Genomic DNA, 12488 nt, shown 5'->3' on the forward strand with positions numbered 1-12488 from the left:
TCATCCTCCAATCCACGCTTCGATCGATCCGGAAGTCAGCCGCTTCTTCTCCATAGGCGCAGTTGCGCCTGTCAGGTGAACGGCGACTCCGAGCGGGGAGCATAACCCGTTCCAACGCCCCTCCAGAGGTTCGGAGCGGGCGATCGAGATGGGGATGACGGCATGAGCCGGCAGCGCAGCAGACAGCAGCAGCTCGCCAAAAGCATCCTCCAAGCCATGATGAGGCACTTTCAGCACGCTGCATTTCAGCTCCATCCGCTCGGAGAGGCGCTCCCAGCCGGCAGCCAGCAAGTCTCCTCCGAACAGGACGCCCTGCCCCTCGGCGCCGGCCTCCTCCAGACGGTAGACGGAGCTGTCGTCGTTGGAGCGGTCAAAAAAAAGCTCCAGCTTCTCCAGTGCATCCTCGGCAGAAAGATTTCCTTCCCTTGAGGCTTCTGCCAGAACTTCCAGCCCTGGAAGCGGGTCTCCCAGCCACGGATACAAGTGGACCAGACGGCAAGGCCCTTCCTCCCATACGGTCGAGCTGCCCGCGGAGCTGTAATCGGATCTCCACCGGATCCTGGTTCCCTGTTCCCTGAGCAGCCTGACCAGCTCCCGGTAGCCGGCCAGTATTCCGCTGACCCGCAGCGCTTGCGGGCTCTCCTCGATGCGGCGGCCTGTCATGGATGCTGCCGCATCGGGGTGAAGGTCGGGGATTTCATAAGGCAGCACGGCATGGACGACCGGAAGGCTGCGGGCGACATCCAGCAGTCCGTTCAAATGGTCTTCGTGAAGATGCGTCAGGATCATCCAATCCAGACGTCCGATGCGCTGCCTCTTCATCCAGGACAGCGGGTGATCACGGCAAGGAGCCTGAAGGCTGTCTCCGCCGTCAATCAACGTGACGCTTCCCGAAGGGGTAAGGATCAAGTGGGCATCTCCCCATCCGACGTTGAGGAAGTGAACGGCAGTAGGCAATGGCAACGTAATTCCTCCTCTTTAATTTTCCCTTCGACGCTTCAGGGAAGGACATGAATGCGATCGGGATTCAGGCGCAATCGGACCCTGCCCTGCAGGAAGCCGCGCAGACTCGGATCGGCATCATCCACCAGGAAGGTCGTCGAACCGCAGCGGACCTCATACCGGAACATCCGGCCGAGGAAGCTGCTGCTCTGGATCTCGCCGGTCCAGCTAGGATAGGGCTCGGTCCCGCCATCCTCTTGGACGTCGATCGAGATGCATTCCGGACGCGCCACCATCGCAATCTCTTCCCCAACCGCGTATTGCCGGCCGTGGGATCGGACTCGGATGATGGAGGACTCGCAGCGGACGGTCAGCTCATCCCCTTTTAGATCCGCTACCTGCCCTCGGATGAAATTGGCCGTTCCGACAAACGAAGCGACGAAGGCATCGTTGGGCTTGAAATAGATTTCCCATGGAGTTCCGGCCTGGCGGATGGTTCCCTGCTCGAACACGGCGATCCGGTCCGACATCGACAGAGCCTCGTCCTGGTCGTGGGTAACGAACACGGCGGTGATGCCGGTCCTGCGCTGAAGCTCCCGCAGCTCTTGCCTGACCTCGACCCGCATCTTGGCGTCGAGATTGCTGAGGGGCTCGTCCATCATCAGAATCTTCTGACCGGTTACGAGCGCGCGCGCGAAGGCGACACGCTGCTGCTGTCCGCCGCTCAGCTCTTTGGGCAAGCGGCTCCCGAGCCCATCCAGGCCGAACATGCCGAGCATTTCGTCCACTCTCCGCCTGCTTTCGTTCCGGGATATTTTCTGGAGCTTCAGGCCGTAGCCGATATTCTCGTCGACCGTCATATGGGGAAAGAGAGCGTAATCCTGAAAGACGAGCGGGGTTTGGCGCTTGAACGCCGGAATACCGTTGACCTGGCGCCCATCGATCCGGATGCTGCCGCTATCCGGCTCGTCGAAGCCGGCGATCAGTCTCATCAAGGTCGTTTTGCCGCAGCCGCTCGGTCCGAGCAGCGTCGTGAAGCTGCCTGCCGGAATATCGAGGCTCACGTTGCGGATGGCGGCGAAGGAGCCGAACGACTTGGATAGGCTGTCGATCTGAATATGGACTTGATATGGATTCATCGTTTCCTCCGATCCTGGGTGAATGGGATAAGCCGCGACAAGGCCAGCACGGCGAAGGCAATCGATATGAGGACGACAGTGAAGGCCGAGGCTCCTCCCCACGCCCCGCTCTGGACGAGACCGAGAATGGATACCGTGCCGACCGAGGTGTGGACGGAGTATAGGAAGATGATCACGCTCAGGCAGGTGACGGACCGGAGAAACGAAACGGACATTCCGGAGAGGAACGGCCCCTTGAGCAGCGGAAGCAGAACGCCGAGCAGCGTGCGGAAGCTGCCCGCTCCGAGGTTATGCGAAGCGTCCTCCAGCGAACGGCCGATCTGCTGAAACCCGGCCGAGCAGGCGCTGTAGCATGTCGGCAGGTTCCAGAACATCAAGGCCAGAATCATGATCGCGGATGTGCCGCCGAGCTGGAGCGGCGGCTGGTTGAAGGTCAAGGCGAAGCCCAGCCCGAGGAACACGCCGGGGACGGCTCCCGGCAGGATCGCCAGGAAATCGAGCAGCCGGTTGACGCCGATTCGCTTGCGATGGACGATATAGGCGAGAATGATGCCCAGCACGGCAGCTCCTATCGAAGACAGCAAAGCATAAGAGATGCTGTTGTACAGCTCCTGCTGCTTCGCCGTGACGTAGTTCAGGTTGTCCAGCGTAAAGCTCCAGTCGTAGCCCCAGGTTTTTGTGAAGGCGCCGTAAACCAGCACTCCATAGACCGCAAGGATGAACAAGGCGATCGACAGGCAGCAAGCAAATAGAATCCACTTGACCGGCGGAGAAGCCGGGTAGGCCTTGAGGCTGGACTCTCTCCCGGTGACGGTGATATAGGAGCTCCTGCCGACCCACAGACGGTTGACGAGAAACAGGCCGAGAGCGGGCAGCAGCAGAGCCGTCGACAGCACGGCAGCCGAGGATAGATCGAACCAGCCGGACATCTGCATGTAAGCCTCGGTGGGAAGCAGCGTGAAGTTGCCCCCGATGATCATCGGGTTTCCGAAGTCCGCCAAAACGTTCATTGCCGTAATCAAAGCTCCTCCTGCGATTCCGGGCCTGCACAGCGGCAGAAAGACATGCCTGAACGCCTGCCATCTCGTCGCGCCCAGATTATGCGCGGCATACTCCAGATGGACGGCGGACGATTGCAGTACGCCATAGATGACGGCATAGGCGTAGGGGAAAAAAGTAATCGTCTGGACAAGCCAAAGCCCATGCCACCCGTAAATATCCACATTGAAATGAAGCAGCTGCCTGGTGATCAGGCCTTGCCTGCCGAAAAGCAGAATATAGGACAAAGCCACGATAAAGGGCGGAGAAACGATCGGAAGCAGCGTCACGAAACGAAACAGTCCCTTGAGCGGCACATCCAGCCTGGCAACCGTAAAGGCGAACAGAAAGGCGATCGCCGTGCAGGAGAACGTGGAGAGCACGGTCATCATCAGACTGTTGCGGGCCGCCTGCAGCCATCTGGAGTTGGTGAACAGCTGCATGTAGTCCGCTGGATGCGGGTAGCTGACCACCTTGGCGATCGGCCAGAGGACAAAAAAGGCGGTGATCAGCAGGACGGCGGCGGCCGCCGTCGCCAGAACGGGCTCTTGCTTCATTTTTTTCATTTGTTTCCATGCGTCCATCAACGCTGTTGCAGCCATTAAGATTCACTCCGTTCCAGAACATGGCGGAAAAAGAGACGGGAACGCTCCTCTCGCCGTAAGGCAGGGAGGGTTCCCGCTAGCCTTGCCGATGCGCAGTCCGTTACTTCGTTCCGGCCATGTCGGTGAACTGCTTCACGACATCGGCCTTCATCGCGGCCGCTTTGGCCCGGTCGTAATCGACGAGATCGACTTCGGATACCGGAATCATTCCTTCCGGAGGCGCGACGTCGCCGCGTACGGAGTAGCGGTTCGACATCTTCGTATTCAGCTCTCCCGTTTCCTTCGTCAGCAGCCAATCCATGAATTTCCGGGCGTTGTCCGTGTTGGCTCCGCCATGGATGATGCCGGCTCCGCCGATCTCATAGGCGGTCTGCTCCGGTACGATGACCTTGATCGGATAGCCCTGCTTGGCCGATTTCACGATATCATGGGCCCAGGACATTCCGGCGATGAACTCGCCCGTTGCGGTCAGCTGGATGCCGTCGCCCGCTTTGGGCGTGTAGTGGTGGACGTTGGCGTTCAATTTCTTCAGGTAGTCCCACCCCTGCTGCTCGCCGAGACGGAACAGCTGATCGGCTACGAAGATATAGCCGCCGCCCGCCGTTGCCGGGTTGGATGTGACGAATTGGCCCTTGTAGGCCGGATCGAGCAGGTCATCCCAGGTTCTGGGCTCTTGAACGCCCTTTGGCTCCAGCTCCTTCTTGTATCTCTCGGTGTTCAGCACGATGCCGAGAACGCCCATGTACCAGCCCTGCCAATATCCGTTCGGATCGTTGAATTTGGCGTCGATATCGGCTACATTCGGAGACGTGTACTTCTCCAGAACGCCTTGCTCGGCCAGCGGCTGGTAAAACTCCACGGAACCGCCTACGAGCACATCCGCCTTCGGCGAGCTTTTCTCGGCCTGCACCCGCGTGCTTGCTTCGCCCGCGCTGCCCAGGTTCAAATACTCCATCTCGATGCCCGTATCTTCCTTGAATCTCTGCTTCAGCTGGATCATGTCGTCTTCGTTCAAAGCGGAATAAACGACGAGTTTGTCCGATTTCGGCGCGCCGGACTCCGACCCGGCCTGGTTCGCCGCCGCAGCGCCTTTCAGAGGACTCGGCTCCGCGCCTCCCGCGTTGTTCTGGCCGCAAGCGCTCAGAACGGTTGCAGCGGCAAGCACGACCAGCCCCAAAGAATGCTTCTTTCTTTTCCCCCAACTGTTTATCATGATCCATCCTCCTCATTCATCTGCCAAGCTGTCTGACATCTATAACTTTAAAAAAGAAATGTTTGCGGAACATAATCAAGCCGTTAAGGTTTTATGAACGAAAACAAAAAAACCGCATCGCCCGATTCCAGGCGATGCGGTCTTGCAAACAGCCGTTCAATCCCGTTTGACATACAGCTTGAACGCGCTGCTCTTCAAATAGTCGAGCGAGTAGAAGACAGGACGGTCATCCTCTCCAAAATGAAGCTGCTTCAGGAGAATGAGATCCCCTCCGAGGAGCCCGGCAGCCTTCAGGTCCCTTTCCTCGACAGTGCCGACAGGACAGATCTCGGTCAAGGCGTAGGAAATCCGGATTCCAAGCCTTTCCTGCAGGAAGTCGAAAATAGCGCCGGAAAAGCCATCCTCGAAATGACGGGCGGCGATTGCCTTCGGGAAAATGTTGTAATAGAAGGCCACCTTCTGGTCGTCCGCCGTTCTCAGCCGCTCCAGAACGACGACCGGGTCCCCGCTTTGCAGCTTATCGGACCAGTCCGGCTCCGGCTGCTGCGAATAGATCTTCACATAGGCTTCGCTGTCCTTGTAGCCGACCCGCTTGATCATCTCTCCGAGACTGCTCAGCTTGTTGAGCGGGTTCATGATGAGGGAGCCCTGCTCGTTCACATAGGTTCCAACGCCATTTTTGCTTAGAAGCACACCCTCTCTCTGAAGCATCTTCAGCGACTCCCTGAGTGTCGGGCGGCTCACTTCGAACTCCTTCGCCAAGGCGGGCTCGGAAGGAAGCTTGTCCCCGGGCTTCAGCTCCCCGCTCTTGATCCTGCGTTCAATCTCTTCTTTGACACGAATATATAGAAGCTTTTTTTCCATGAAGTGTCGATCCTCTCGCCATAGGAAATACCGGTCTATTTGGAATTAGGGTATCAAAATTCAGCGGAAACTGCCAGTCTGGCGAATTTCGCCCGCTGTCCTCCTGGACGCCTCCGATGGGCGGACGGCGGGAGCTTACTTCAGCCTGCGCCGGCGGCCAGGACGATCCACACGAGATGATAAGCGGCAAGCAAGGCATATACGGCCGCAGCGAAGAGGATCAATCGGGACAGCAGCATCGAGCCCGTCCTTCCTCCCATGAGCAGAAGGAGCGACGGCAGGACGATCTTATACCCATAGAAGAGCGCGGGATGCGTCTCGTACAATAAAGCCGCGAACGGGTTGGCTTCCTGTATGACATGCAGCCGGATGCCTGCATCGGTCGCGATGGCGTCGAAGACGGACAGAACGAGAAGAAGCCACTTCGCGATGGCGTTCCGTGATTTGATGTTCGATACGGACATCGATGTTCTTGCCTGCATGAATGGAACCCCCAATCATGATACATATTGTATCATGATTGGGGGTTCCATTTCCAGCTGCGTCCTTTGCTTCATGGATGGCATCATATGAATTCCGGGCCGTTTTCTAGGCTGGGCGCGACCTCTCCGGCCATTACTTGCCGAACCCGCTCGTAGCACCGGAGCAGATCGCTGCCGCTGACCAGATCGGGGCGACGGACCCACCTTCTCGGCTATTGTTCCTCCAGCCAGATCCGCTTGAAGTCGATCCAGCCTCTGGCATTGAAGGCCGCCCCCCGGATAGTCGGGTGAACGAACGTATTCAGCCTCCTGTGATGGAGGAAGACGATGCGGGACTCCTCCAGCAGACGGAGCTCGACCGCGCGCAGATGGCTGTACCGCTCCTCCTCGCTGTAAGAAGCAAGCGCGGCATCGATCCGCTCCAGCATCCAGCCCTTCTGGTCATCCGTATACAGGCTTACGATGCCTCCTCCATGCTCATACATGTCGATCTCGCACACATATTCGTCGGAGAGGAACATGCCGGAGAGCGCCATGTCGGCCCCGGCAATGATCGCCTCGTCGACCAGCTGCATCCAGTCGGCGACGACCAGCTCCACGTTGATTCCGAATTTCCCCAGCCGCGAGGCGATCCATTTGCTGTCTTTCCGATACTTCTCATGAGCCAGCAGTCTCAGCGGCGTTCCATCGTAGCCGGAGCGTGCCATCAGCCCCCGCACTTCGGATTCCGGAGCCGTTCTCGGCAGGTGGTTCACGCTGTCCTGGGGACGAAGACGGTAAGCAGGCATCGCCCGCTCTCCGCCAAGCTCCGCCTGCATCGCGACGGGATCCAGCATGAGGCGGACAGCCTTGCGGAGGTCGCCGCTCCGCACCCATCCGTCCCGCTTTCCGTTCCAGGTCAGCATGGTGCAGCCATTGTACAGGCGCGCCAGAGACTGCCAGTCTTCTTGAGGCGGCGGATGGACCCCGGAATCCATTGCCAGCGGCATTATGTCCGGCAAGCCGATCGTGGAGGGCTGCTCCATCTCCTCGGCAAAAACAAGAATTTCGACGCGGTCCAGATAAGGCCGCTCCGCGTAATAGGACTCGTTCGCGGTCAGAACGATTTTCTGCGGAGTTCGGGATTCCAATCGGAATGCTCCCGTCCCGGCCGGCAGCCTCCAATAGGAGGATTCGTCCATCGCACTGAAGCCGGCGGGCAGCACGGACGCGATCGAAGAACTCAAAAAACGGTCGAAAATCCGATTCGGCTTGGCCAGGCGGAACCGGATGGTGCGCCGCCCCAGCGCCTCGATGGAAGCGACATTCCTCATCAGCCAGGCGTTCGACGATCGGGATTGCCGCAGACGTTCAAAAGTGAAGAGCGCATCCTGCGAAGTCAGCTCCCTTCCGTCGTGGAAGTGGACGCCCTTGCGCAGATAGAAGGTCCATTCCGTCCCTTCCGAATTGACATTCCAAGCATGCGCGAGTCCGGGTACGATACGCTCGCTCGATTCGTCGTAGGCGACAAGACCATCGAAAATGTGATGGATGAGATGGGAATCGAAGGCGAATTCAACTTCGGCGGGATCGAGCGTATATACATTCCGATAGACGGGGAATCGGAGCGTATCGCAGCAGACTTGGCCTTCAACCGTTTCCTTGCGGACCCCGAAGCTGCCGCCCAGCCAGCCCATGAACTCGTCCTTGGCAGACGTCCCGTTCCCGAACCGGTTCACCAGCTCGAGAGCGATCCGATAATTGCCTTGACTGGCCTCCGTCTTGCATGCTTCGAGCAGCAAGCGATCCCGGTCCTGCTTGAAGACAAGGCGGGAACGATGGCCTCTGCCTCTGCCGGGAAGCCAGCCCAAGCAGTGGTCGTCCTCGAGTTTTTTCAGGATGAGCTTCACGTTTCTTGTCGTGCAGCGCAGCGCTTCGGCCAGCTCTTCAAGGGCAACCTCGATCGGCGTCCCGAGGGGGCTTCCTGTCGAATACTTATCGTAGAGAATGAGGTAGCGCTCGGTTTCAATCATCGTTGGCCGCTCCTTTCCCCGCTTCGCCTGCCGAATCCGGGATTGGGTTACAATAGGAAAGACAATTCTTCAGGAGGAGGTCTGCTATTTTGTATCAGACTACTTTAACGAAACCTGCCCGCGACGGACAGCGCGTTTTTGTCGCCGTTCCTCTGCCGGGTCCCTTGAAAGACCGGATCGGAGCTTGGTCGGATGAGCTGCGCACCGTCTATCCGTTCCGAAAATGGACGGATGCTGCAGATCTGCATATCACGCTTCAATTCATCGGCGATACGCCGCCGGAGCGTGTATCGGAGCTCCGTTCCGCACTCGCGGCGGCGATGCAGTCCGGACGGCTCCGGCCGTTCGTCTTGAGCTTGAGCGGCACGGGCACCTTCGGCATTCCCGAGTCGCCGAAAGTGTTCTGGGCAGGAATCGGCGGCGACAGGGAAGAGTTGCAGCAAGCAAGGAGCATCGTCGCGGAAGCGGCCTCTGTCCTTGGATACAAGGCCGAAGAGCGGGCTTACAGCCCCCATCTTACGCTCGCCCGGAACTACCGGGGAACGGAGCCGTTTCGGATGCCCCAGCTGCGTCTGCATTCGGCAGCTTCAGTTGCCGGGAGCTCCGGAGGGACGGAAGTCCGGGCAACGGACGACTTCGCAGCATCGTTGTCCTGGACCGTCGATGAAATCGTCTTGTACCGGACGCATATGCATCGGCTGCCTATGTACGAAACCGTGGCCCGCTTTCCATTCGGATAATAGGAAAGCGCGGCGCGGCTCACGCTTGGGGTCGGATGCGGAACAGCCCGTAGCCGGCCAGAGGCACGAGCGGATCGGAATCATAGCTCAAGCCGTCCGACCGGCCGTTCAGCGCGACGTCGACGAGCCAGCGCGTGAACGGGGCGACATGCATGGATTCCATCTCCTCCAGGCTGAAAAAGCCTGCCGCATCGACCTCCACGCCATCGGGAACCGGCTCGCCGCCGACATAGTCCATCGAGAACGCCACATACACATTATGGATCTGCCGCGGCTGATCGCGCAGGGCGGCAATGCCGGTGGCGACGGCTTGAATGCCCGCCTCTTCGAGCACTTCCCGCTGCACGGTCTCATGCAGCTGCTCCAGCTGTTCGGCGTATCCGCCGGGATTGGTCCAGTATCCCCTTCCCGGTTCCTGGGCACGCCGCACGAGCAGCAGCTTGCCGCCTCGCTCCACCAAGGCGCCGACTCCGACGCTGTAATGGCCCCAATGAACGAAGCTGCACGAAACACAAGCCCGTCTCGGCGTTCCGTCGATATCCCTCGTCTCCATGGCATCCCCGCATGCGGAGCAAAAATTGACTTCCATATGCCCACTCCTCTGAAATCATTCGCGCGGCCGTCCTGCCGTCGCCTCTTTTGATGGCTTGGCACCGAGCCTTCCATCCGTGAAATAACGAGCTGAAGACGTTTAATCCCTATACTATCGAACTATCGCTCCATCCGCCATCGGTATTTTCGGCGGGAGGAGCGATTTCGGCGGCGAGGCCTGAACGGCACTTATCCAAAATAATACAGGCAAAACAAAAAGACATGCGGAAAGGAATTCCGCATGTCTGCCAAGTCTGCCGATCTTACTCCTGCGTCTCGAACTTCCAGTTGGGGACGCCCTGATCCTCGATGATGCCGAGGGCGACATCCGCGATATCGGGATCGCCGAGCAGGCTGTCCCTGACCTTGAAGATGATGTCGTCCGCATTCGCCAGCGTAAGGCCCGGCTCCAGCTCGAGTGTGCCGTCGATATGATAATAGCGGCCTTCCTGAAGGATCCTCATCTGGAAGATGTCCCGGACTTGAGGATGCGCCAGGATGATGCGGGCGACCTTGTCCTCGACATCCCTCGGCGCGGCAACGCCGATCAAGCCGACCATATTGTCGTAGCCGACCCGGAAGGCGACGCCGATCATGAGGAAGCCGATGAGGATGGTCGAGATGCCGTCCAGCAGCTCGAAGCTCGTCAGCGACGTCACGATGACCGCGATCAGCGCGAGCAATGCTCCTGTCGTGGCGACGAGATCCTCGTAGAAGACCAGCCGGGTCGGAGGGGCGGCCCTGCCTACGTTGCGGAAGGCTGCGGCGACGATGCCCGTTCCCTTGGCTTCCACCCGGGCTTCATGCATGATCTCCTTCATCGCCTTGACGAGTACGAATCCGTCCACCGCCAGCGACAGGAGCAGCACGATCAGATTGAGCCAGAAGCCGCTCGAATGGACCGGATGCGCAAGGAGATGAAAGCCTTCGCGGATCGTTTCATACGCCATGACGGTGACGACGAGAACGGCGATCATGCAGAACAGATTGATGACACGTCCGAATCCGGTCGGAAACCGCTTGGTCGGCTTCTTCTCCGCCAGGACGCTGCCTGCGAACACGAACCCCTGATTGATCGCGTCGGCGATGGAATGCATCGTGGATGCGAACATGGCGCCGCTTCCCGTCGTGGCGGCGGCGATGCCCTTAACGATGGCAAGGCCTGTATTGCCGATCGCCGCTGTCGCGGACGAAGTGTTTCCTTTCTTCACTAATTGCCAGAAGCCGGTTTTCGTCGAATCGGTAGTCATCGTAGCGTTTCCTCCTGTAAGTTCCAAACTGAAGCGGTTATACGCAGATGCCGCCCGTTATGTTTCGGAATTTCGACACCGAAACGCTGCCGGAATCAGGTTCCGCAGAAGGTACGGTAGGAGCCTGCGGATTGTCCGGATGAAACAGCGAATTCGTCTTGGCCGGGACGATGGCCGTAAGGGTTTTCGAGCGCCGCCAGCAGCTTTTCCATGACGCTCGGATCTCCTTGTTCCGCCGCCGCCAGCGCTTCTTCCACCCGATGATTGCGCGGAATCACCGCCGGATTGCTGGCGCGCATCAGAACGGCCGACTGCTCGGCCGTCTGCGGCTGCCTGTCCAGTCTCGCCTGCCGCTTGGCCATCCAAGCCGAGAATGCCTGCGAATCGCACAGGATGTCGTCCGGCATCCGCTTGCCGGTCGCCAGGAAGCGGAATGTGTTCGTATAGTCGGCCCTATGCTCCTTCATCAGCCGCAGCAGCTCGTCCACGAGCTCTTGATCCTCAGGCTCTTCATGGAATAAACCGAGCTTAGCGCGCATTCCGTCCAGCCAGTGCCTGCCATAGGACTCGGCGAATCTTCTGAGCTCATGCTCGGCCAGCCGGACCGCCTCTTCCTCGTCGTCATGCAGCAGCGGCAGCAGCGACTCCGCCAGGCGGGCTAGGTTCCATGCCGCGATCTGCGGCTGGCTGCCATAGGCGTACCGACCTTGCGAATCGATGGAGCTGAACACGGTGGCGGGATCGAAGGCATCCATGAAGGCGCAAGGCCCGTAATCGATCGTTTCCCCGCTGATCGCCATGTTGTCGGTATTCATCACGCCATGGATGAAGCCGGCGAGCATCCACTTCGCGATCAGCGAAGCTTGGCGGAAGATGACCTCCCGGAGCAGGACGAGATGGCGGCCGGCATCGTCCGGTCTGTAGAGGCCGGCATAATGCCTCCGCAAGGCATAGTCGGACAGCCGCTCGAGATCGTCCATCGTCCCCCACTGTGCCGCGAACTGGAACGTTCCGACTCGCAGATGGCTGGCGGCCGTCCTCGTCAGGACGGCGCCGGGCAGCACGGATTCGCGGTAAACCTCATCTCCCGTTGCGGTCACGGCGAGGCTGCGCGTCGTCGGAATGCCGAGTCCGTGCATCGCTTCGCTGATGATATGCTCCCTCAGCATCGGCCCCAGAGCCGCCCTGCCGTCTCCGCGGCGGGAATACGGCGTCGGTCCGGAGCCCTTCAGCTGGATATCGATCCGATGCCCCTCAGGGGTGATCTGTTCACCGAGCAGGATCGCCCTGCCGTCGCCAAGCCTGTTGAAATGCCCGAACTGATGGCCGGCATAGGCTTGGGCCAGCGGCTCCGCTCCTTCCGGAACGGCGTTGCCGGACAGGTAATCGGCTCCCTGACCGCTGCGAAGCGCCTCGGGATCCAGTCCCATGGCGGCCGCCAGCCGCTCGTTGAGCACGATCAGGCTCGGGGACGATACGGGCTTGGGATCGAGCCGGGTAAAGAAGAGCTCCGGCAGGCGGGCGTAGCTGTTGTCGAAGTTCCAGCCAAAGCTGGTCTTGCTATCGGTTTCTTTCATGACATCTCCATTGGAATTCGAATTTGGCATCATTT

Annotated in this window: 11 protein-coding genes; 1 reads left to right on the forward strand and 10 read right to left on the reverse strand. The window is 59.4% G+C overall.

What is annotated here, in order from left to right:
• From CIC07_RS12570 to CIC07_RS12600, 7 genes are all read right to left on the reverse strand, one after another.
• The gene (locus CIC07_RS12570) at positions 1-963 is read right to left on the reverse strand and encodes a ComEC/Rec2 family competence protein (protein WP_157741909.1); all 963 of its coding nucleotides are present in this window, start codon (positions 961-963) and stop codon (positions 1-3) included.
• A 35-nt stretch (positions 964-998) separates the two neighbouring features.
• Positions 999-2081 carry an ABC transporter ATP-binding protein gene (locus tag CIC07_RS12575; protein ID WP_076355822.1) on the reverse strand — a complete coding sequence of 361 codons (1083 nt, stop codon included), beginning with the start codon at positions 2079-2081 and terminating at the stop codon, positions 999-1001.
• Positions 2078-3721 carry an ABC transporter permease gene (locus CIC07_RS12580; RefSeq protein WP_076355820.1) on the reverse strand — a complete coding sequence of 548 codons (1644 nt, stop codon included), beginning with the start codon at positions 3719-3721 and terminating at the stop codon, positions 2078-2080. Before CIC07_RS12580 ends, CIC07_RS12575 begins: the two co-directional genes overlap by 4 nt.
• Before the next feature lie 103 nt (positions 3722-3824).
• A complete protein-coding gene (locus CIC07_RS12585; protein ID WP_076355818.1) occupies positions 3825-4937 on the reverse strand; it encodes an ABC transporter substrate-binding protein in 1113 nt (370 codons plus the stop codon).
• 156 nt (positions 4938-5093) lie between these two features.
• A complete protein-coding gene (locus tag CIC07_RS12590; protein WP_076355816.1) occupies positions 5094-5801 on the reverse strand; it encodes a GntR family transcriptional regulator in 708 nt (235 codons plus the stop codon).
• 140 nt (positions 5802-5941) lie between these two features.
• Positions 5942-6283 (reverse strand): DUF5658 family protein, encoded by a 342-nt coding sequence (locus CIC07_RS12595; protein WP_083687969.1) that lies wholly within the window; start codon positions 6281-6283, stop codon positions 5942-5944.
• A 212-nt stretch (positions 6284-6495) separates the two neighbouring features.
• Positions 6496-8295, reverse strand: coding sequence for an ABC transporter substrate-binding protein (locus tag CIC07_RS12600; protein WP_076355814.1), 1800 nt, complete (start codon positions 8293-8295; stop codon positions 6496-6498).
• Positions 8296-8384: 89 nt separating this feature from the next.
• On the opposite strand from CIC07_RS12600, the gene thpR reads away from it, so the two are divergent.
• The gene (gene thpR, locus CIC07_RS12605) at positions 8385-9035 is read left to right on the forward strand and encodes an RNA 2',3'-cyclic phosphodiesterase (protein ID WP_076355812.1); all 651 of its coding nucleotides are present in this window, start codon (positions 8385-8387) and stop codon (positions 9033-9035) included.
• Between the two features lie 19 nt (positions 9036-9054).
• On the opposite strand, the gene CIC07_RS12610 is transcribed toward thpR, so the two are convergent.
• The 3 genes from CIC07_RS12610 to CIC07_RS12620 all read right to left on the reverse strand — a co-directional run bounded on the left by CIC07_RS12610 (position 9055) and on the right by CIC07_RS12620 (position 12453).
• On the reverse strand, positions 9055-9624 hold the full coding sequence (locus CIC07_RS12610; protein ID WP_076355810.1) for an NUDIX hydrolase: 570 nt from the start codon (positions 9622-9624) through the stop codon (positions 9055-9057).
• A gap of 265 nt (positions 9625-9889) precedes the next feature.
• Positions 9890-10876 carry a cation diffusion facilitator family transporter gene (locus CIC07_RS12615; protein ID WP_076355808.1) on the reverse strand — a complete coding sequence of 329 codons (987 nt, stop codon included), beginning with the start codon at positions 10874-10876 and terminating at the stop codon, positions 9890-9892.
• Positions 10877-10971: 95 nt separating this feature from the next.
• The gene (locus tag CIC07_RS12620) at positions 10972-12453 is read right to left on the reverse strand and encodes a protein adenylyltransferase SelO (RefSeq protein WP_076356992.1); all 1482 of its coding nucleotides are present in this window, start codon (positions 12451-12453) and stop codon (positions 10972-10974) included.
• Positions 12454-12488: the final 35 nt, after the last annotated feature.

Origin of the sequence: Paenibacillus sp. RUD330, from assembly GCF_002243345.2 — a bacterium.
GTDB lineage: Bacteria > Bacillota > Bacilli > Paenibacillales > Paenibacillaceae > Paenibacillus_O.